Origin of the sequence: Ralstonia pickettii (assembly GCF_016466415.2) — a bacterium.
GTDB lineage: Bacteria > Pseudomonadota > Gammaproteobacteria > Burkholderiales > Burkholderiaceae > Ralstonia > Ralstonia pickettii.
The window spans coordinates 2,282,526-2,304,006 of the sequence record NZ_CP066771.1; the positions used below are offsets into that span (position 1 = coordinate 2,282,526).

General features: G+C 64.9%; 18 protein-coding genes. 4 read left to right on the top strand and 14 right to left on the bottom strand.

Annotated features, from left to right (window positions below; all coding sequences use genetic code 11):
- Positions 1 to 41: 41 nt before the first annotated feature.
- The 12 genes from RP6297_RS10755 to apbC form a co-directional block, all read right to left on the bottom strand.
- A complete protein-coding gene (locus RP6297_RS10755) occupies positions 42 to 593 on the bottom strand; it encodes a superoxide dismutase family protein (protein WP_037028249.1) in 552 nt (183 codons plus the stop codon).
- 82 nt (positions 594 to 675) lie between these two features.
- The gene (locus RP6297_RS10760; protein WP_037028806.1) at positions 676 to 999 is read right to left on the bottom strand and encodes a hypothetical protein; all 324 of its coding nucleotides are present in this window, start codon (positions 997 to 999) and stop codon (positions 676 to 678) included.
- A gap of 35 nt (positions 1,000 to 1,034) precedes the next feature.
- Entirely contained in the window at positions 1,035 to 2,198 is a 1,164-nt protein-coding gene (locus RP6297_RS10765; RefSeq protein ID WP_037028248.1) for a formate dehydrogenase subunit gamma, read from the bottom strand.
- A 23-nt stretch (positions 2,199 to 2,221) separates the two neighbouring features.
- The gene (locus RP6297_RS10770; protein WP_037028247.1) at positions 2,222 to 2,467 is read right to left on the bottom strand and encodes a hypothetical protein; all 246 of its coding nucleotides are present in this window, start codon (positions 2,465 to 2,467) and stop codon (positions 2,222 to 2,224) included.
- Positions 2,464 to 3,132, bottom strand: a complete 669-nt coding sequence (fdh3B, locus tag RP6297_RS10775) for a formate dehydrogenase FDH3 subunit beta (protein ID WP_037028245.1) — start codon at positions 3,130 to 3,132, stop codon at positions 2,464 to 2,466. The genes RP6297_RS10770 and fdh3B overlap by 4 nt, the downstream gene beginning before the upstream one ends.
- 16 nt (positions 3,133 to 3,148) lie before the next feature.
- Positions 3,149 to 6,154: a molybdopterin-dependent oxidoreductase gene (locus RP6297_RS10780; RefSeq protein WP_037028242.1), complete on the bottom strand. Its 3,006-nt coding sequence runs from the start codon at positions 6,152 to 6,154 to the stop codon at positions 3,149 to 3,151.
- Positions 6,155 to 6,221: 67 nt separating this feature from the next.
- Positions 6,222 to 6,473 carry a twin-arginine translocation signal domain-containing protein gene (locus tag RP6297_RS10785; protein WP_037028240.1) on the bottom strand — a complete coding sequence of 84 codons (252 nt, stop codon included), beginning with the start codon at positions 6,471 to 6,473 and terminating at the stop codon, positions 6,222 to 6,224.
- A gap of 235 nt (positions 6,474 to 6,708) precedes the next feature.
- A complete protein-coding gene (locus RP6297_RS10790; RefSeq protein ID WP_004632137.1) occupies positions 6,709 to 7,380 on the bottom strand; it encodes a TorD/DmsD family molecular chaperone in 672 nt (223 codons plus the stop codon).
- Between the two features lie 45 nt (positions 7,381 to 7,425).
- On the bottom strand, positions 7,426 to 9,585 hold the full coding sequence (locus RP6297_RS10795) for a 4Fe-4S binding protein (protein WP_037028239.1): 2,160 nt from the start codon (positions 9,583 to 9,585) through the stop codon (positions 7,426 to 7,428).
- Positions 9,586 to 9,665: 80 nt separating this feature from the next.
- A complete protein-coding gene (locus RP6297_RS10800) occupies positions 9,666 to 10,226 on the bottom strand; it encodes a DUF3306 domain-containing protein (protein ID WP_037028236.1) in 561 nt (186 codons plus the stop codon).
- 11 nt (positions 10,227 to 10,237) lie between these two features.
- Positions 10,238 to 10,771, bottom strand: coding sequence for a DUF3305 domain-containing protein (locus tag RP6297_RS10805; protein ID WP_037028234.1), 534 nt, complete (start codon positions 10,769 to 10,771; stop codon positions 10,238 to 10,240).
- Positions 10,772 to 10,775: 4 nt separating this feature from the next.
- Complete coding sequence (gene apbC, locus RP6297_RS10810; RefSeq protein WP_037028805.1) at positions 10,776 to 11,864, bottom strand: iron-sulfur cluster carrier protein ApbC; 1,089 nt, start codon at positions 11,862 to 11,864, stop codon at positions 10,776 to 10,778.
- Positions 11,865 to 12,069: 205 nt separating this feature from the next.
- Here apbC and RP6297_RS10815 point away from each other — a divergent pair, with 205 nt between their 5' ends.
- The 4 genes from RP6297_RS10815 (at position 12,070) to RP6297_RS10830 (ending at position 16,790) form a co-directional block, all read left to right on the top strand.
- Positions 12,070 to 12,699 (top strand): OmpA family protein, encoded by a 630-nt coding sequence (locus RP6297_RS10815; protein ID WP_012762565.1) that lies wholly within the window; start codon positions 12,070 to 12,072, stop codon positions 12,697 to 12,699.
- Positions 12,700 to 13,003: 304 nt separating this feature from the next.
- Positions 13,004 to 15,073, top strand: coding sequence for a methionine--tRNA ligase (gene metG, locus RP6297_RS10820; protein ID WP_037028804.1), 2,070 nt, complete (start codon positions 13,004 to 13,006; stop codon positions 15,071 to 15,073).
- Between the two features lie 21 nt (positions 15,074 to 15,094).
- Positions 15,095 to 15,421, top strand: a complete 327-nt coding sequence (locus RP6297_RS10825) for a hypothetical protein (RefSeq protein ID WP_144244004.1) — start codon at positions 15,095 to 15,097, stop codon at positions 15,419 to 15,421.
- 223 nt (positions 15,422 to 15,644) lie between these two features.
- On the top strand, positions 15,645 to 16,790 hold the full coding sequence (locus RP6297_RS10830) for an IS481 family transposase (protein WP_009239574.1): 1,146 nt from the start codon (positions 15,645 to 15,647) through the stop codon (positions 16,788 to 16,790).
- 143 nt (positions 16,791 to 16,933) lie between these two features.
- On the opposite strand, the gene RP6297_RS10835 is transcribed toward RP6297_RS10830, so the two are convergent.
- Both RP6297_RS10835 and RP6297_RS10840 read right to left on the bottom strand, forming a co-directional pair.
- Entirely contained in the window at positions 16,934 to 17,476 is a 543-nt protein-coding gene (locus RP6297_RS10835) for a hypothetical protein (protein WP_037028231.1), read from the bottom strand.
- 94 nt (positions 17,477 to 17,570) lie between these two features.
- Positions 17,571 to 21,479 carry a translocation/assembly module TamB domain-containing protein gene (locus tag RP6297_RS10840; protein WP_223293236.1) on the bottom strand — a complete coding sequence of 1,303 codons (3,909 nt, stop codon included), beginning with the start codon at positions 21,477 to 21,479 and terminating at the stop codon, positions 17,571 to 17,573.
- Between the last annotated feature and the right edge of the window lie 2 nt (positions 21,480 to 21,481).

A 21,481-nucleotide genomic window follows, 5' to 3' on the forward strand; every position in this document is an offset into this window, starting at 1 on the left:
CGGCTGGTACCTGCTCCAGGGCAGGTACCTCGTGCAGGCGATCAGTTCGCCACGATCACGCCGCAGGCGACGCGCCCGCCGGAATTGCCGGTGGGTTGGGTCATGTAGTCGTCCTTGCCTGCGTGGACGATCAACGCGTGGCCGACCAGGCTGGTGGGCCCGGGCGACAGCGTCACACCGGAAAGAACGATCGAACCGACGGCCTTGCCGTTGGCATCGGATTGCAGCATCGGAATGTCGCCAGCGTGATGCGCGCCTTGACGCGGATCACCGTGCTGCTGGCCGGTCGGGTTGAAGTGGCCGCCGGCACTATTGCCATCCGGCGACGAGCAATCGCCCTTCTCATGCACGTGGAAACCGAACATGCCGTTGGCCGGCAGGCCGGAAATATCCACCGCCATGGCAACCCGATTGTCGCCTTGCTGTGCAAGCTTCACGCTGCCTTGCACGGTGCTGCCGCTCTTGGGCGCCAGCACGGCCGAGGCCGTCATGGCGCCGTCACCGGCATTCGCCGCCTTGGCCGTCGACGCTGAGTTCGATGCGCAGCCGGCCATCAGGCCGATCGCGGCGACTGCAATCACGAGTTGCTTCATGTGTCACCTCCAGTCAGGGTTCACTCGGGGAGCGGACGATTGTACTGCCGGATGATGAACACGCAACATTGGCAACAACGGTTCACCCTTTGGCCGCCGGTGCCGCTGCCGGTGCTGCGGGCACAGGGGCGACAAACGGCCCCGGATCCACGCACGGCGCGCCCGGTTGCGTATGCGCAGCCTTACCGCCGGCCTGGTAGGACGCCGCCGCCTTGTCTTGGGCCTTGCACGTCTGGAACGCGGCCACCTTGTCGCCCCAGGCTGCCTTGGCCTTCGCCAGATCCGCCTGTGCCTTCTGTTCTTCCGTCGGTGCCGGCAGCTTGGCGCCGGCCAGTCCGCTTGTCAGGCCCAGCATGGCGGCAGCAAGTGCCATACCTGCGGCGCGAGTCAGCGTGGAAGCATGCATGGTGAGGATCCTCGAATGGGTGGCAGGCGATGGCGTCATGACTTGGCGGGCTGCTCGCCCGGCGCCGACGCCGCGGGCGGCTGGGACCGCTGCGCGGGGATCTTGCCGGCCTTGACGTCGTCGTACCAAAGTTCGTGGTGCTCCTTCGCCCAGGCCTCGTCGACATAACCGTCACGCATGGCGCGGTAAGCGCCTTCCATGCCGATCGTGCCCATGTAGATGTGGCCCAGCGACATGCTCATCATGCCCACCGCCGCGATCGCGTGAATGACCTCGGCCAGTTGCATCGTGCTGCGGTAGTAATCCACGCCCGGGACGATGCGATCGAGCGTCCAGCCCGAGGCAGACAGGATCAGCCCGAAGACGACGAGGCCGCCCCAGAACCAGAGTTTCTCGCCGGCGTTGAAGCGGTGCGACGGCACTTCGCCGCCGTGTTCGCCGGCAAACATGCCGCCCAGGCTCAACAGCCATTTCAAGTCGCCCTGGCGCGGCAGGTTGTCTCGCAACCACATCACGAAGGCCACGATGATGCTGACCGTGAAAAGCGGCCCCACCAGGTTGTGCAGGTTCTTGAGCAAGTAGGTCAACCAGCCGAACAACTGGTGACCGAGGATCGGCAGCAGAAAATGCTTGCCCCACAGCATGACGATGCCCGACACACCCAGCGTGACGAACGAGATGGCCATTGTCCAGTGCACGTAGCGCTCGGTGGGGGTAAAGCGCTCGATCTTGCGGCCCGTAGGCGCTTCTTTTAGCGGGATCATGCCGCGCCAAAGGAAGAAGGCCAGGATGGCCGACGGCACCAGCACCATGAGCCAACCGCCCCACACGGTGATCACGCCATTGCGGAACAGCCGCCATTTCTGCCCGGTGCGCTGGATCGGCACGCCGGCTTCCAGCCCGGGAATGCTGGCGTAATGTGCTTGGTCGGAGTTCACCTCGCGCCAGACGGGCGCGTTGTTGCCCGGTTGCGTCGCGCGGCGTGCGGCCTGGTCCTGCGCCTCTTTGGCGAGATCGCGCTTCTGCAGATCAAACACGTTCTCCGAGACGATGTTGGAGAACGGCTGCGCCGGTTGTACGGCCGGATTGACCGGGGCGGTGTTGGCCGCCGGCGCAGTGGCCGGCTGCTGCGCGCTCGCCAACGCCGCCACGCCGCCGAGCAGCACGGCCATCACAAGGTGTTTCCAGGAAGTGCCCATGGACGAACCTCCGCTTGCGCGCGTCATGGCGTCTTGTTGTACTCGTTCTGGTATTGGCCGCGCGCGCGGATCTGGTTCTCCCAGCTCGTGCGGTCGCCGGGTGTCCAGTTCTTGGCCATGAACGGATCGCCCTCCGCGCCCTTGTAGGCAGGCGCGTCGTCCTTGCGGTGCGAGGCGAATGCCGTTTGCGGGCGTTCTCCGCAGGCACCGAGCAACAGCGCAGCACCCAGGGCGACCAGCAGGCTGGTCGATCGTGCGGAGGCGATCATGATTGCGCTCCCGGCGCCGAAGCCGGCGTGGCCGGTGCGGCCGGAGTTGCCGGCGCCGCCTGACCGCCCTTGCCTTGCGCGCCGCCGTAAGCCGTGCCCCACCCGAACAACTCAGCGCCCTTCCCGCGTTTCATGACGCGGTTGCGCAGGATGTCGGAAATCACATCGCCATCGCCGCCGAGCAGCGCCTTCGTCGAGCACATTTCCGCGCACAGCGGAAGCTTCCCTTCGGCCAGGCGGTTGCGGCCGTACTTCTCGAATTCTTCCTCGCTGCCGTTCTTCTCGGGGCCGCCCGCGCAGAACGTGCACTTGTCCATCTTGCCGCGCACGCCGAACGTGCCCTGGCTCGGGAACTGCGGCGCGCCGAACGGGCACGCATACGAGCAGTAGCCACAGCCGATGCAGACGTCCTTGTCGTGCAGCACCACGCCGTCTTCAGTGCGGTAGAAGCAGTCGACCGGGCAGACCGCCATGCACGGCGCATCGGAGCAATGCATGCACGCCACCGAGATGGATTTCTCCGCGCCGATCATGCCGTCGTTGATGGTGACCACGCGGCGCCGATTCACGCCCCAGGGCACTTCGTGTTCGTTCTTGCAGGCCGTGGCGCAGGCGTTGCATTCGATGCAGCGCTCGCTGTCACAGATGAATTTCATGCGTGCCATGTTGATCTCCCCGTCCTTATGCGAACCGCTCGATCTGGCAGACCGTCGTTTTCGTTTCCTGCATCATCGTCACCGAGTCGTAGCCGTAGGTCGTTGCCGTGTTGACGGCCTCGCCCCGCACGATCGGGTGGGCGCCCTCCGGGTAGTAATCGAGCAGGTCCTTGCCCTGCCACCAGCCCGAGAAGTGGAACGGGATGAAGGCGTGGTCTACACCCACACGCTCCGTCACCAGCGCACGCACCTTGATCTGGGCGCCGGTGGGCGTCTTGACCCAGACGAAATCGTTGTGGCGAATGCCCCGGTCGGCTGCAGCCTTCGGGTTGATCTCGACAAAGTTCTCCTGCTGCAGCTCGGCAAGCCACGGGTTGGAGCGCGTCTCCTCGCCGCCACCCTCGTATTCGACAAGGCGGCCGGACGTGAGAATGATCGGGAATTTCTCGTAGACCTTGTTCTCGATATTGCGCTGTTGCACCGTCTTGTACAGCGTCGGCAGGCGCCAGAAGGCCTTCTTGTCGTCGTGCGTGGGGTACTTGGCGACCATGTCGGGCCGCGTGGAATACAGCGGCTCGCGGTGCTGCGGAATGCCATCGGGGAAGTTCCACACGATCGCGCGCGCCTTGGCGTTGCCGAACGGGTGGCAGCCGTGCTTCATCGCCACGCGCTGGATGCCGCCGGACACATCGGTCTTCCAGTTCTTGCCTTCGGCGGCCTTCTTTTCGGCGTCGGTCAGGTCGTCCCACCAGCCGAGTTTCTTGAGGAAAACGTGATCGAACTCGGGATAGCCGGTGGTCAACTCCGAGCCGAGCGAGAACGAGCCATCTTCGGCCAGCAGGTTGACGCCGTCGCGCTCCACGCCGAAGTTGGCGCGGAAGTTGCCGCCGCCTTCCATCACGTGCTTGCTGGTGTCGTACAGGTTGGGCGAACCGGGGTGCTTGAGTTCGGGCGTGCCGTAGCACGGCCAAGGCAGGCCAAAGTAATCGCCGGTCAGGTCGTAGCCGGTTTCGGCATCCTTGCCGCCCTTGCAGCGCAGCGTGCGCACATCAAACAGATGCATGTTGCGCATGTGAGCCTTCAGGCGTTCCGGCGATTGGCCAGTGTAGCCGATCGTCCAGTTACCGCGGTTGATCTCGCGCAGGATCGATTCGATCTCCGGCTCGCGCCATGTCATGCCGGCACGCTTGTATTCCGTGATCTTGTAGTTCTTCGACAGCTCCTTGCCGAAGCCCAGGCGATCGGCAAACGCCTGCATGATCACGTGGTCGGGCTGCGATTCGAACAGCGGCTCGATGACCTTCTCGCGCCATTGCAGCGATCGATTCGATGCGGTGCACGAGCCCGACGTTTCGAACTGCGTGGCGGCGGGCAGCAAATAGACGGCGCGGTTCGGATTGGGCGGCGTGCCATCGGCGGCGGGCATGTTGGCCATGGCCGCCGTGGCCGACGGGTATGGGTCCACGACCACCAGCAGGTCAAGCTTGTCGAGGGCGCGCTTCATGTCCATCCCGCGCGTTTGCGAGTTCGGTGCGTGCCCCCAGTAGAAAACGGCACGAACATTGTGGTCCTGGTCGATCAGCTCGTTCTTTTCCAGCACCGCATCGGCCCAGCGCGAAACGGTGGTGCCCGACTTCTCCATCATGGCCTGCGAGGCGAAACGGCCCTTGATCCAGTCGTAATCCACGCCCCACACCCCGGCAAAGTGCTTCCACGCGCCGGCAGCCAGGCCGTAGTACCCAGGCAACGAATCGGGGTTGGGGCCGACGTCGGTCGCACCCTGCACGTTGTCGTGGCCGCGGAAGATATTGGCGCCGCCGCCCGACTTGCCGATGTTACCCAGCGCCAGCTGCACAATGCACGACGCACGCACGATGGCATTGCCGATAGTGTGCTGCGTCTGGCCCATGCACCACACCAGCGTGCTGGGGCGATTCATCGCCATCATCTCGGCGACCTTGTGCACCTGTGCCTCAGGCACGCCGCACACTTCCTCGACCTTGTCCGGCGTCCACTTGGCGAGCACTTCCTCGCGCACCTTGTCCATGCCGTAGACGCGGTCATGGATGTACTGCTTGTCTTCCCAGCCGTTCTTGAAGATGTGATACAGCACGCCAAACAGGAACGCGATGTCGGTGCCCGACCGTATGCGCACGTACTCATCGGACTTGGCCGCCGTACGCGTGTAGCGCGGGTCGACCACGATGACCTTGCAGCCCGTTTCCTTGGCATGCAACAGATGCAGCATCGACACGGGGTGCGCCTCGGCCGCGTTCGAGCCGATGTACAACGCGCACTTGGCGTTCTGCATGTCGTTGTACGAGTTGGTCATCGCGCCGTAGCCCCAGGTGTTGGCCACGCCGGCCACGGTAGTGCTATGGCAGATGCGCGCCTGGTGATCGCAGTTGTTGGTGCCGAAGAACGACACCCACTTGCGCATCAGGTACGACTGCTCGTTGCTGTGCTTGGACGAACCCACGAAGAAGAACGAATCCGGTCCGGTCTCCTGGCGGATAGTGTTCATCTTGGCGACGATCTCATTGAGCGCCTGGTCCCAGCTGATGCGCTGGTAGCGGCCGTCGACGAGCTTCATTGGCGTCTTGAGGCGGTATTCGCCGTGACCGTGCTCGCGCAGGGCAGCGCCTTTGGCGCAGTGCGCGCCCAGGTTGATCGGCGAGTCGAATACCGGTTCCTGGCGCACCCACACGCCGTTCTGCACGACGGCATCCACCGAGCAGCCGACCGAGCAGTGCGAGCACACCGTGCGGCGCACGACGATATCGCCCTTACCTTCGGCGGCCTGGGCCTCGCCCACCACCGATTTCTTCACCAGCGAAAGCTGCGTTGCGGCCAGGCCGGCGCCCACGCCGATGCCGGAGCGCTTGAGGAACGTGCGGCGATCCATGGTCGGCAATGCGCCGGCCAGGCTGCGCGCCAGACTGCCAGCAAGCGATGCGGCGCCCTGTCCGTTTGAACGTCGAGCCGGTGCGGCTTTGGTGTCCTGTACCGCCGGTTTGCGGGTCAGAAGCATGAGGTCACCTGAAGATGTGGGGTGCGAGCAATGACGATGGAGCAACAGCGGCGCGCGTGCAGCCGCATCAGATCCACGTCGTCTTGTAGTACTTGCGGATGTGTTCGCTCAGCCGGTAACCGGTGGCGCCGTCATCCGCGGCGTCGGTTGCGAGTGTGGCCGGAGCAGTGGGCGCTTGCACCAGATGGCCGGTTGTCGCGGCAGTGCCTGCAGCTGCGGCTGCAACCGCCGCCCCCATCAGGAAGCGGCGGCGAGTAGGTGCAGCATCAGCGGAATCCGCTTCTGGGCGCGCGTGAGGGACGGTGTTCAGACCTGGCATTTCGATGCTCCCCGGCTCTTTGAAACCGATGACCGAATGTAATAGGAATTTTCCAACACATTTTAGGAGTAACGGCATGGGAAAACCATGCCCAAAACCCCTCACCGAGGGATTTTCCTGACGATTTACCGATGAATTTTTTCAATGAGTCGGATTTGAACCGGAGCGCCGTGACGCTGACCCGGCGTGGCTCTTCGGCGTCCGCTTATTTTTTAGGCAGCCGAGACGACGGCTGTCATGCCAATTCAAGGGCGAGCCGCTCCACGTCAAAAAACGCTTTCGCCAATCCCGCCACATCGGCATAGAGCGCGGCGCGCGGATGCTGCAATACAGCATCGCAAGCCGTATCGACCCACGGGGCCAGATGACGCTGGAAAAATGCGCGCTGCTCTTCGATGCGGGCCACGGCAACGTCGTCCCCGGCGATGAGGTAACGCATGACCTCGCACAGGGTCGCGAGATGGTCTTCGGTTTCCGTGATGCCCTCGGCGCGCTCCAGGCCGTGGCGGCGCAGGTCGTCGCGCAATACCACGAGCGGCTTCTCGTTCATGAAACCGGCCTGGTAGTACGAGCCGTACAAGAACACTTCGGGCTTGCCGACGCCGATAAACAGTTCGGTGTATTCGTCGTCGGCCTGTTCGGCGGTGGTCTGGCCTGCGCGGGCGACAAGCTTTCGCCAGGCCTGGGTGAGAGCACTACTGGCGGCGGCTTGCGCATCGGCCGCGGCGATATCGCCGTCGCCTATCGGGTCCAGCGGCGCGGCCGCGATGCGCTGCAGCAAATCGGCGTCTGCCGCGTGGAAGAACAGCGTGGCCAGCAGGCCGTACAGGTCGGCACGGGCGAGATCCTCAGCGCTGTCGGCGGGCGTGGCGGCGGGCTGGAATTGCAGGGGCTGGGCGTCGGTCATGGGATCGGGAATCGGCTTCAGTGTGCGGTCTTCAATGCGCAGTCTTCAGTGCGGGGCGCCCGGGCGTTCGCCGTGCTGCATCATGTCGATCACGCGGCAATCGCTGCACATCTTGAGGCGCTCGGCGGCGGCGCCGGAGAACGCCGGATGCGCGCCCAGCTTGGCCAGCATCGTCGCGACCATCTGCGCGGTGCCGAACGGCTTGTTGCAGCGGATGCAGTGGAACGGCTGCGCCTCGTTGAGCGTGGCCGATTGGCGGGCTTCTGCCGACAGGTTCAAACGCGGCACGAGGGCGATGGCGCTTTCAGGGCACGTGGTCTCGCACAGGCCGCATTGGACGCAGTTGCGCTCGATCATGGCCAGCACGGGCCGCTCGGCCTCATCGCGCAGCGCCTGCGACGGGCACGCGCCCACGCACGCCATGCACAGCGTGCAGCGTTCGCGGTTCACGGTGATGGCGCCAAACGGCGCACCGGCTGGCAGCGGGATGATGGCCTCGATGGCCTTGGCGTGGCGTGCAAGATGGTCGAGCGCGAAATCGAGTGCCTCGCGCTTGGCAGCGGCCACCGCGAAGGTGGCGGCCGGCATGTCACGGCGAAAGCCACGCAGGGGGCCCGAAACATCAGCACCACTGAGGCGCGCGTCGAGCGCAGCGGCATCCGCCACGTCGATCAACACCACACCCGCCGCACCCGCCGGTTCGCCAAGCCCCTCCAGCACGGCCTGCGCCACGGCGACCTGCTCGGCGAGCATCGCACGGTACTGCGGTGCGTCGTCTTCCGTCAGGAGAATGGCGATGCGCGCGGCGCCGTAAGCCAATGCGGAGAGCCACAGGTCCAAACCCGTCGATGCCGAATGGAAGACCTCGACGGGCAGCACATTCACCGGCACGCCCTGGGCCTTGCCGATACGCGCGGCACGGCCCACTTGCTCGATCAGCGTGCGGCCCCGCCCACCGTTATGCAGCAGAACCACGGCATCACGCCCACCCGCCGATGCATACGTGCCGAGCAGCGTCTTCAGCTTGCGCCCCTGGTACGGCGCGCTCGGATAGGCATAGGTGATGGCGCCGGTCGGACACGCGGTCGTACACGCACCGCAGCCCACACAGAGATTGGGCGTGACGCGCACGCTGCCGCGGCCGTCCTTCCACTGCGACGCAATCGCCGACGCCGAACACACGTCCACGCAAGCGTTGCAGCCCACTTGGCCGTTACGCCCGTGCGCGCAGATCGATTCCTTGTACTGGAAGAACTTGGGCTTCTCGAACTCCCCCACCATCTGCAGCAACGCCAGCGATGCCGTCAGTTGGCGGCCCGCGTCTGCGCCCGCATGGAAGTAGCCCTGCGGCGGCTGGTGCTGGGCAAACGCCGGCGCGTCGTTCAGATCGAAGATCAGGTCGAATTGGCCCGATAGCGCCTGCGGTGCATCCACACGGTTGAAATCGATGGCCAACGCATCGCCGCACGCCTTGACGCACGCGCGATGGTCGCGGCATGCATCCAGATCGATCTGGTAGAGCGCGTCGATGGCGCCTTCGGGGCAGACATCGATGCAGGCGTTGCAGCGCGTGCAGCGGTCCAGGTCAATCGGATTGCGGTTGCGCCAATTCACCTCGAACGCGCCGAGCCAGCCGTTCACCTGCGCCAGCTCGCCCGCGTGGACCGGCCAGCGGCGCTCCATCGGCGGGACAAACGGACCACTTGCGCGATCGCGCCCGGTGACGAGCACCGCCACGCTCAGTTGGTCGGCCAGCCGTTCCGCCCACGGCATGGCACGCTCGGCAGGACCGATGATCAGCACGTTGCCGTCGGAGCGGTAGTCGACCACCGGCACTGGCTCCGGCGCCGGCAAGCCAGCGACGGCCAGCAGTGCCGCTGTCTTGGCACGGAAACCGCGCGCATCGCGTTTGGCGCCTGCCGACCACCCGCCCGTTTCGCGCACGTTGACGAAATGGATCGGTGCGGTCACACCCTCATGCTGCGCGGCCACTTCTGCAAACAGCGCCTTTTCCTGCGTGCAGGCGACGACGACGCCTTCCGTGCCATTCAGCGCCTGTGTGAACGCGCCGATCTCGCGGCGGCACAGCAGGTGGTGCGTCTTGCTGGGGGCGTCGATAGCGGCGTCAGACGCGCGCAGGGCGTCGCCCACCGCATCGGCATCGATCGGCATGGTGTGATTGCAACTGCAGAGCAGTGTCGGCATGGATTTGTGCGTGAGCGCCCACGTGCATGGCGCAGGCTGTGGAGACATGGCAGCACGGTCTTTGCCGCGCGGCCTTCTTTTTATTCTACGGACGGCGGCTTAACGCCGCCATGCGGGGTTGCCTGCGCCGGGTCATCAACGCGGGGCGACTCGGCATCGGCAGGTTCAGGCGGCATCTCGCCCGTGACCAGAGGTACAGCGGCCGATACCGGTTCGATTCCTGGCGGCGCAGCCACATCCTCGTCCAGCGGCTCGAACAACCGCAATTCCGCCGTGTGCCGCAGCTCGCGCAACATCTCGGGCGGGATCGGGTCGGGCTGCGAATAGTCGTCGATGTAGGTATCGAGCCCGTCCATCACATTGAAGTGCGGATCGGCGAAGAGCGTCTTGAGCGCGGCACGCTTGACGGCTTCGTCCACCCCGTGCGCGACGAAGGGCGAGAAATCATCGGATGGCGTCAACTTGGAGGCGTCTTCCAGAGTGAGCGGGGGTGCCGCTTCGGGCGTAGGCTCGGCCGTCGACGCTTCAGGCACGACGACGGGGGCCGGCTCGGCGGGCGGTGCCGCTTCCGGTTCGGGCTCGCCCCGCCGTTCGGCGGCCTTGCGGCGCGACCAGCGCGAGAGGAAGGTTTCGTCGCTCACAGCAGTCTCGCTCAGAACTTCGCGCGGTCTTCCGGCGGCAGGAACGACTCCGGCCGACGCCGCTTCTTCGGCTCAGGCCGGTAGTTCTCCGCCACGAACGCCTGCAGCCATTCCAGCGCTGCGGCATCCAGCGGCACGTTTTCGACCATCTCGCCACCATCGAGCCAGCGGCCGGCCTCGTTGTAGCTCAGCGAAACCGTATGCGGAATCGCCCGGCCCTCGTCGGTCGTGCCCGGCTCGCCCAGGCGCCACAACACGAACCAGCAGGGCGCGGCGGAGGTCACGTTCAGGTAGTAGCCCTCGGCCTCGTCGCGAAACAGCGTGACGGAGAAGCCGGGCGTGAGCCAGCGCTCTTCGCCGGACCCATCTTCGGCACGGTCCAGGCAGCGCGGTGCCGTGCCGTATTCGCCAAGGTCGGGAACGACCGCCTCCAGCCGCCATTGGAACGGCTGCCAACGGTTGGCCGTGGGGCGGCGGCACAACACCACCGCCACACGCACAGACGGGCGATCAGCAGGCGCAGGCGGCGGCGACGTGGATTCCATGGCGTCAGGTGTTCTGCACGACGATCGACGGGAACTTGCTCGTCATGTCCCTCGCCTTTTCGGCCACGGCGATGGCGACGCGGCGTGCGATCTGCTTGTAGACGCCGGCAATGGCGCCGTCGGGGTCGGCCACCACCGTCGGGCGGCCCGAATCGGCCTGCTCGCGAATGGACAGGTTCAGCGGCAGGCTGCCCAGGAATGGCACGCCGTACTGTTCGCACATCTTCTCGCCGCCGCCGGCGCCGAAGATGTGTTCGGTATGGCCGCAGTTCGGGCAGCAGTACACCGCCATGTTCTCGACCACGCCGATGATGGGAATTCCCACCTTCTCGAACATCTTCAGGCCCTTCTTGGCGTCGAGCAGCGCGATGTCCTGCGGCGTGGTGACGATCACCGCGCCCGTCACAGGCACCTTCTGCGACAGCGTGAGCTGGATGTCGCCCGTGCCCGGCGGCATGTCGACGATGAGGTAATCCAGATCGCGCCAGTTCGTCTGCTTGAGCAGCTGCTCCAGCGCTGAGGTCACCATCGGGCCACGCCAGACCATCGGGTTGTCCTGTTCGATCAGGAAGCCGATGGAGTTGGCTTGCAGGCCGTGCCCCTCCATCGGCTCCATCGTCTTGCCGTCGGCCGACTCCGGCTGGCCCTGGATGCCCAGCATCATCGGCTGGCTCGGGCCGTAGATGTCAGCGTCCAGAATGCCGACGTTGGCGCCTTCCGCAGCCAGCGCCAGCGCCAGATTCACGGCGGTGGTCGACTTGCCCACGCCGCCCTTGCCCGACGCCACGGCAATGATGTTCTTCACGTTCGGCATCAGGTGCACGCCGCGCTGCACCGCGTGCGCCACGATCTTCATCGACACCTGCACGCTCACATTTTCAACACCTTGCACCTGGCGCAGCGCCCCGATCACCAGCTTGCGGATCGGCTCGAATTGGCTCTTGGCGGGGTAGCCAAGCTCCACGTCGAGCGCCACCTCGCCGCCATCGACCCGGATGTTGCGCGCCGATTTGGACGACACGAGGTCGCGCCCGGTATTGGGATCCACCACGCCGCGCAGGGCTTCGGTGATCTGTTCGATGGTTACGCTCAACATTTGCTCCACAAATCTAATGCGAATGGGGGACGGGCCAACGGTGACGCGGCATGAACTTTGCGGCGCCCTGGCCACTCTATGTACTGTTTTGCTATTGTATTTTGCCGGCGCATCGTTCGTCCGATTCCCCCTCAATATCCCTCCGATGCGCCGGATATCGGCAAACCCACAAGAACCGATCCCGTTACCCGTAGGAGAAACCATGAAAGCCAAGCTTATTTCCGTCTCGCTGATCGCCCTGCTGGCCGCCGGCTGCGCCACCGAGCAGCAGAACCAGACCGCCATGGGCACCGGCGTTGGCGCGGCCGTGGGCGCTGGCATCGGCGCGCTGGTCGGCAACGGCAAGGGTGCCGCCATTGGCGGTGCGCTGGGCGCGGCAACCGGTGCTGCCGTCGGCTACAACTGGGGGGCAATCAAGTCCAAGCTGGCTGGCGATACGGCCGGCACGGGCACGCAGATTTCGGAGCAGCCCGACGGCTCGCTCAAGCTGAACATTCCGAGCCAGGTCTCGTTCGATACCGACAGCGCGGTGATCAAGCCGTCGTTCCGCGGCCCGTTGGATAGCGTGGCACAAACGCTCACGCAACATCCGGAACTGGCCGCCAATGTGGTCGGCCACACGGACAGCACCGGCAACCCGAACTACAACATGACGCTGTCGCAAAAGCGCGCGCAGAGCGTGGCGAGCTACCTGACGGACCGCGGCGTGGCCCGCAACCGCCTGTCCGCCGAAGGCCGCGGCCAGAATCAGCCCGTTGCCGACAACGCCACCGAGGCCGGCCGCGCCCAAAATCGCCGCGTCGAAATTTATTTGAAACCAATTCAGGGGTAACCCTGTCATAGAAAACAGGTACCGCTTGCTACGCATTGCTGGCTCGCGATGCGTTGCTGACCTCCCGGGCGGTACCTGATTTCTCCTCCTTTTCCGTTGTGGAAAGCTGCGCCGGCTCTGACCGGCGCTTTTTTTTGGGTCACACGATGCGCGGCATCGTGACGCATGGGCCGAACTCCACGATCACACCCACCTTCCGCAGATTCGTCCGGGAACGGCCTGATACCGCCGGGCGCGCTAAAATATGCGTTTTTCCGCGCGCCGCGCCCTGTTCGCGGCCCGCCAGCACCTTTCTGGCCTGCCCATGTCCGAACGTCGCATCCTCGTCACTTCCGCACTGCCCTATGCCAACGGGCCGATCCATATCGGCCACCTAGTCGAGTACATCCAGACCGATATCTGGGTGCGCTTCCAACGCATGCGCGGCCACGAGACCTATTACGTGGGTGCCGACGACACGCACGGCACGCCCGTCATGCTGCGCGCCGAGAAAGAAGGCCTGTCCCCGCGCCAGCTGATCGAACGCGTCTGGACCGAGCATAAGCGCGACTTCGACAACTTCCTTGTCTCGTTCGACAACTACTACAGCACGGACTCCGACGAAAACAAGGAGTTGTGCCAGAGCGTCTACCTCAAGCTCAAGGAAGCCGGCCTGATCGACGTACGCGAGGTCGAGCAATTCTACGACCCGGTCAAGGAGATGTTCCTGCCGGACCGCTTTATCAAGGGTGAATGCCCGAAGTGCGGCGCAAAAGACCAGTACGGCGATTCGTGCGAAGTCTGCGGCGCCACCTACCAGCCGACCGACCTGAAGAACCCGTACTCCGTGGTGTCGGGCGCGACACCGGTGCGCAAGTCGTCGGAGCACTACTTCTTCAAGCTGTCCGACCCGCGCTGCGAGAATTTCCTCCGCGACTGGGTGGCCGACCTGGCGCAGCCCGAAGCCACCAACAAGATGCGTGAGTGGCTCGGCGAGGAAGGCGAAGCCAAGCTGTCGGACTGGGACATCTCGCGTGATGCACCCTACTTTGGCTTCGAGATTCCGGGCGCGCCGGGCAAGTACTTCTATGTGTGGTTGGATGCGCCGGTCGGCTACTACGCCAGCTTCAAGAACCTGTGCGCCAAGCGCGGTCTCGATTTCGACGCGTGGATCAACGAACACTCGACCACCGAGCAGTACCACTTCATCGGCAAGGACATCCTCTATTTCCACACGCTGTTCTGGCCGGCGATGCTCAAGTTCTCCGGCCACCGCACACCGACCAACGTGTTCGCCCACGGCTTCCTGACCGTGGACGGCGCCAAGATGAGCAAGTCGCGCGGCACGTTCATCACCGCACAGAGCTACATCGACACCGGCCTGAATCCGGAATGGCTGCGCTACTACTTCGCCGCCAAGCTGAACGCGACGATGGAAGACCTGGATCTGAACCTGGACGATTTTGTCGCCCGTGTGAACAGCGACCTGGTGGGCAAGTTCGTCAACATCGCCAGCCGTTCGGCGGGGTTCCTGGTCAAGCGCTTCGAAGGCCGCGTGAGCGACGCCGCGCTGGGCCATCCGCTGATGGTGCAACTGCGCGAAGCCGCCCCGCAGATCGCCGATCTGTACGAAAAGCGCGAGTACAGCAAGGCGCTGCGTGCCGTGATGGAGCTGGCCGACGCCGTCAATGCATTCGTCGACACCGAAAAGCCGTGGGATCTGGCCAAGGACGAGGCCCACCGCGAAAAGCTGCACGCCGCGTGCTCGGTCGCGCTGGAAGCGTTCCGCCTGCTGGCCGTGTACCTCAAGCCGATTCTGCCGACCACGGTGGAGCGCATCGAGGCGTTCCTCAACGTTGAGCCGCTGACGTGGCGCTCGATCGACTCGCAACTGTCGTCCGCCAAGCCGATCCAACCGTACTCGCACCTGATGACGCGCGTGGACAAGAAGCAGGTGGATGCGCTGGTCGAAGCCAACCGCCAGTCGCTGCAGGCCACCGCCGATGCACCCGCTGCTGCCGCCAACGGTGCGGCCGCCATCGAACCGATGGCCGAAACCATCACCATCGACGACTTCGCCAAGATCGACCTGCGTGTCGCCAAGATCGTCGCCTGCCAGCGCGTGGAAGGATCGAACAAGCTGCTGCAGCTGACGCTGGATGTGGGTGAAGGACAGACGCGGAATGTGTTTTCGGGCATCCAGTCGGCATATGCACCGGAGGATCTCGTCGGCAAGCTGACCGTGATGGTTGCCAACCTGGCACCGCGCAAGATGAAGTTCGGGATGTCGGAAGGGATGGTGTTGGCGGCTTCGGCGGCTGATGAGAAGGCTCTGCCGGGGCTTTATATTCTTGAGCCGCATTCGGGGGCGGTGCCGGGGATGCGGGTGCGGTAATGGGTGTGTTTGGGATAGGCCTTGGTGGTGCATCCCTTGTTTCATCCCCTGCCGGGGCTGACTCACTTTCTTTGGTCTTGCCCAAAGAAAGTAAGCAAAGAAATGCGCGCCCGAGATGGCGAAAGACTCCTTGAATTTATGTCGCAGGAAGGGGAAGGGAAAAACTCGCTTCGCTCAGACAGTTTCCCTTCCTTTTTCCTCCCTGCAACAGAAATTCAAGGCGCCATCTCGGGCAGGAAAGTCAAAGGACAAAAGCCGCACCATCTGGGCACAAGCGCAAACGACAAAGGCCAACCTCGCGACGGGTTGGCCTTTTCTTTTGACGTTAGACCCTTGATGGCGCCTTGAATTTTCGTAAGCGGGCGGAAACAAGACGGGAAACTGTCTGAACGCAGCGAGTTTTTCCCGTCTCCGCCCGGTTACGGAAATTCAAGGGATGGGTCGCCATCTCGGGCACGCCTTCCTTTTGCTTACTTTTCTTTGGCAAGATGTATGGACCGGGGACATAGGTGACAGGTGTGCGAGGACATGGTTGACACTTTGAGCGGCACATTCGCTCGGAGGTCAGGCCATGCCCTGGAGCACACGAGACACCATGAGCCTTCGTCAGGAATTCGTTCTATTGGCCCGGCAGGAAGGCTGTAACCGGCGCGAGCTGTGTCGGCGGTTCGGCATCAGCCCGCAAACCGGCTACAAGTGGCTGGCTCGTTACGTTGAGTCGGGGGACGCCGGACTGGCTGACCGGACGCGCCGTCCCTCGCACAGCCCGATGCGTACCGAGGCCGAGCTTGAACAGGCCGTCATCGCGTTACGCCAGCAGCATCCTGCGTGGGGCGGGCGCAAGATCAGCCGCCGCTTGGCCGACTTGGGCTGGAGTGATGTACCGGCGCCCAGCACCGTGACCTCCATCCTGCATCGGTATGGGTTGATTGCACCCGAAGCCTCAGACGCCTCCACGCCCTGGCAGCGCTTTGAGCACGCTGAACCGAACCAACTCTGGCAGATGGATTTCAAGGGCGGGTTCGCGTTGGCCGACGGCCAGCGCTGCTCGCCGCTGACCGTGATCGACGATCACTCCCGCTTCAACCTGGTGCTGGCGGCCTGCACGCAGACGCAGAGCGCGGTCGTGCAGCGTCACTTGCGCCAGGCCTTCGAGCGCTATGGGCTGCCGCTGCGCATCAACGCCGATAACGGCGCACCTTGGGGCAGTCCCACCCGGCCGGGGCAACTCACGGGCCTGGGCGTCTGGCTCATCCGCCTCGGTGTGCGCCTGAGCTACAGCCGCCCCGCCCACCCGCAGACCAACGGCAAGGACGAGCGCTTCCACCGCACGCTCAAGGCCGAGGCCCTGGCCGGGCGCTACTTCGCCTCTTGCGACGCGGTCCAGCACGCGCTGGATGCTTGGCGCACCGTCTATAACTGCGAGCGCCCGCACCAGGCCATCGACCTGGCCACGCCCATCACACGCTACCGGCCCAGCCCGCGACCGTATCCGTCTACGTTGGCACCGATCGAGTACAGCCCGCAGGACATCGTCCTCAACGTCGGATGGAATGGGGAGCTACGCTTCAGGAGTTGGCGCTTCAAGCTCTCCAATGCCCTGCACGGCTTGCCGGTGGCATTGCGCCCCGACCCTAAACACAGGGATCAATTCGATCTGTACTTCGTTCACCAACACCTTGGCCGTATCGATCTGAACCTGCCCGATGACTGCTGACATGTGTCAACCATGTCCTCGCACACCTGTCACCTATGTCCCCGGTCCATACAGCAAGACAAAGAAAAGTGAGTCAGCCCCGGCAGGGTACGAAACAGGGGATGCACCACAAAAAAGACCAGAGCCAACAACCCAAAAACCTCCTACCCCCCATTCAACCGGTCATCACTCCGCGAAGTCGTCGTAACACGCCCATCCGCCCCAAAGTGCACATTGAAGAAAGCCCGCTCGGTAGCGCTTTCCATCCACCGATACCCCCAAACCTCTTCCTGCTTCAGCTTGAACACCTCGACCTTCCCCGGCTTGCCGAGCATCCGGCGGATGTCGTCCTTGGTCTGCCCCGCCCGCACGCGCCCAAAATTGTCGGCGGTCAACACCTGCTCGATCTTCTGCACGTGCCCGTCGGGCCCGATCGTCACCATCCACGTTGAAGTCCCTTCGGGTCCGCGCGGATACTCAAGCTGCCGCGTGCCGCCCTCGCTCTCCCAGATCATCTCGGGCTGGCCGGCGGTGGCCCTGACATCATCTTCGGTGGATTGCCCCACCACGATGCCCTTGAACAGCAGGTTGTCCGGCTTGGCCGACTGCCATGCACGCTTGGCAGCGTCGCCCACACGATCCACGGCCTGGTCGACCTTTTGCTGATCGCAGCCGAACAACCCCAGCAATGAAGCCAGAATGCCCATGGTGACTCCCACTTGTGCGAGTTGACGACGATGCGGCATGGAACCCCCGTTCGAAACATGGTCCGGCCACCATTCTGGCAGCCGGGCTATCCGATTACCAACGCTTGTTGAACAGGACCGACGCGCCGTTGATCGTGCCGCCGCGGGCCACCACCGACCACCGCCGGGAGAACTGCCACGTCAGCTTGACGATGGAATCGGCCGTCGACAGGCTCTGCTCGTAGCCAACGGTGATGCGCTCCGAGATTGCCTTGCCGAGGCTTACCACCTGCGGGTCGGTCAGGCCTGCGGCGGACGGCCCGATCGAGAACTCGTCGAGACCGAAGCGCCGTGCCACGTTCTTGCCCGCCACGTTGCCCAGCAGGCCGAGCGCCGCGCCTGACATCGCCTGCTGCTGACCCAGGCCGGCGTTCGATGCGCTATAGCCGAACATCAGCCACGAGAGCTTGTCTTCATCGGGCACGTTGGGCTCGGAGACAAGCGTGACGCGCGGCTGCCGCACCGTGCCGGTCACCTGCACGCCGGCTTCCACTTCCTGGTTACGGCGCATGGCGGTGATGTTGAACGACGGGTTGTTGATTGGCCCCACGAAGTTCAGCACGCCCCGTTCGATGGCCAGCTTGCGACCGAACGCCTCGTACGTGCTGCCCTCGCGCACGTAGATCGTACCGGTGCCGCGCAGGGGCACGAGCGGCTCGCTGTGCACGTGCATCTGGCCACCAAGTGACAGGTCTGCTCCGGCACCCTTGAAGCGGAAGTTGTCGCCAAAATCGACATCGACATCGACCACCGGGCTGAAGCGGCCAGCCGGCTTTTCTTCGCGTTTGACACCGCGTTCGGCCTGGTTGCGGGCGGCATCGGTGCGGCGGACGATGACCACGTCGTCGCCCAACGAAGGCGCGCCGTCCTTCGGCAGATCGAACAGGCCGCGGTCGACCTTGAACTTGCCGGTGATGGCCACGCGGTCATTGTCGTTTGCAATGCGCGCCTGGCCCGACAGCACCAGCGTGCGGTCCGGATCGGCAAAGAGCTGCAGCTTGTCGGCGACGATGGAGCCCGCGAGGTTCGGGTTCGCCTCGCCCAACTGCACGCGGCCCTGCGCACGCACGGTGCCGTCGCCGCCGTGGAACACCACCTCTTGCAGGTCGACCACGTTTTGGTCGAGCGCCACGCGCACGACCCCCTTGGTCAGGCGGATGCCCTGATCGTAAAGCGCCACGTCGATGTCCTGGCCGGTCAGGAAGCCGCTCACTTTGGGCGCGCCCACGGTGCCCGCAAACGTCAGGCTGGCAGCAAGCTGCCCGTCCGTTGCTACATCCGGTCCCAGCAGGTCGCCGATGCTCTTGAGGTGCGGCAGGCTGATCGTCAAGCCGCCGGAGAGCGGCGACGTGGGTGCCATGAGCGCCAGGGAGCCCGGTCCCGGATCACGCACGAGCCCGACACCCGCATCAAGATAAAGATTGCCGACGCGCGTCGACTGCACATTCCCGCGCAGCCCGAGGCGCATGCCCTCGCCACGCGCTTCCACGGTCGCTTCGGTCAACCCCAATGCCGTGAAACCGCGGCCGGCGTTGATGGACAGATCGCCGCTGCGGCGGGCGATGCGGGCCGTGCCGGTGGCTGTGCTGCCGAGATCCAGATCCCATTGCCCGTCGACGACGAGATCCGTGCGTACCGGCGGAGCCTGGCCCGTCCAGGTGCGCACAAGCTCCAGTACCCGCGCGATCTGCAAGCCGTCGACACGGCCTGCGCTGCGCACGTGTCCCTGGGCGGATTCGACACGCTCGATGTGGATGGGCGTCTGGTCCAGCGTCAGGTCCGCACGGCCCATCATCAGGCGACCGGGTGCCATCGCGAGCCTCACCGGAGCCGTGAGTTGCAGGTTGGGGGCGCCCTGCGCCGACAGCGTGGAGATCGTGCCGTCCCACCCATCGCCGTCCTTGCCGGGCGTCAACGCCCCGTCGCCTGCCAGTGCAAACTTGAACGGCTGGTTGCGCACGTTGCCGTCGGCATCGGCGCGGAAGCGGTGGGCGCGGCGCGTGCCATCCAACGTGGCATGCACTTCTCGCAACGACAGGCTCGGGCCCGTCACGCGCTGCGCGGTCAGCTCGACCAGCAATGGCCCATCGATCCCATCGCGGATCTGCGCCCGGCCGTTGGCGGTGTCGATCTTGTTTCCCTGATAGGCAAGCTGATTGGCGCGGAACGTGGCATCCACTTGCGGGCGCTTGATCGTGCCGGAGACATCGCCGGACAAGGTGACTGCCCCGCTCACGCCAAGCTGCAAGCGTGCGAGCTGCGGCGCATCGATGTCGACATGCATGCGATCGCCGGCGGCGCCGAAACTGCCCCGCAGGCTGGCCTTGTTGCCGGCCACGTCGAGCCTGGCGTCGCTGGGCAGCAGACGTTCACCGCGCACGTGGACATTGCCCTCGCCGGTCATCGGCAAGCCTGTGTATTCGCTATCGCGCACGGAAAATTTGACGGCGGCGTCGATCGGCTCACCCAGCGAGCCGCGCGCGTCGAACTCGGCATTGACGCGGCCCTTTGCCACCTTGGCCAGCCGCGACGGATCGAACTCCGCCAGGTTGCCCTTGAAGGCGAACGACTGCGCGTCGTCATGCCTGAGCGTGCCCGCCAACGTCAGCCGCGAGCGCCCCAGCGACACCTGGGCGCTCTCCACTGCAACCTGCGCCGCATCCAGCACGGCTTTCGCTTGCGCACGCATGTCCCCGCCCGCCAGATCAAGCGCCACGCGTTGCGTGCCACCCGCAAACTCCACGGTGATGGGGCCAGCAAGTTTCGTCTTCTCCAGCGATGCGTGCAGCGCCTGCAGATCGAGCTGGCGCACATCCACGCGAAGTGCGCCATGCCCCTTCTGCACATCGGCGCCACCCGTGAGCGCCGCGCCGCCCAGCAGACGCACATCCAGCCCGGTGAGCTGCTGATCGATTTCGTTCAGCCGCACCTGCGCACGCAGCGATTGCAGCGGCAGCTTCTGCTTGTCGAGCGTGCCGGGCTGCGCGTTGTCGATCTGGATGGGGCCCGCCACCGTCAGCGTCTTGGCCTGCTCGTCGGGGCGCAGGTCCGCGTGGATCGACAACGACGCTTCGGGCGCGCTTGGCGCAAACGCACGCGGATTCACGTGTTCCGCCGACACCACGGCACGCGACAGCGGCAGCGCCCCGAACGGCGTGGCATCGATCAGTGCCTGCGCGGTCAGCTTGGCACCGGTGCCGGTAGCGTCGATATGCAGCGCTTCCAGCGAGCCCGACAGCTGCGCCGACACCGAGGCGTCCTGCTTCTGGCCGTTGACCTCAAACTGCGTCGCGAGTGTTGCAGCACCGGTGAGCGGATATGGCCGCGTGCCGGTCATGCGCAGCGTGGCGGCCAGCTTGCCGGCGGGCGATTCCATGCCGTCGAGCAGCACATTGTGGTGCGTGCCGTCGCTGTGCAGGCTGCCGGCAATCGATTTCAACTCGGTGGTCGACGTGCCCTGCCGGATGGCGAGGCGGTCGACGGCGAGGCGGTCCACATCCAGCGCCAGCGGCAGCGCCAGCGAATCGGGCGGACCGCTCGGCGGGGTGGGCGGCGTCGGATGCAGGATCACCTCGACATTGCCCGCACGGAGATACGCGAAATGCGCATGCCACGGCCCGCGTGTGATGGCCCAGCGGCCTTCCACATGGTCGATGCGCACTTCCGTGCTGCCCGCACGCACGTGCAGATCCCGCAGCGAGAGCCCCTCGCGCACCGTGCCGCCCTCCAGCTTGCCCGACACATAAGCGTTGCCGAAGCGCGTGGCGAGGGCCCACAACTGCGCCGTGCCCGATTGCGAATGGATGGCCCAGACCAGCCAGCCTGCGAGCCCCAGCACGATCGTCAGGACCAGGGCAGCAAAGGCACCGAACCAGCGCAGCGCGCGGCGGCCCCAGCCGCGCTTCGGACGCGCCAGACGTGGTGTAGCGGGTTGGTTCGATTCGGGCGTTTGCGGATCGGTCATCG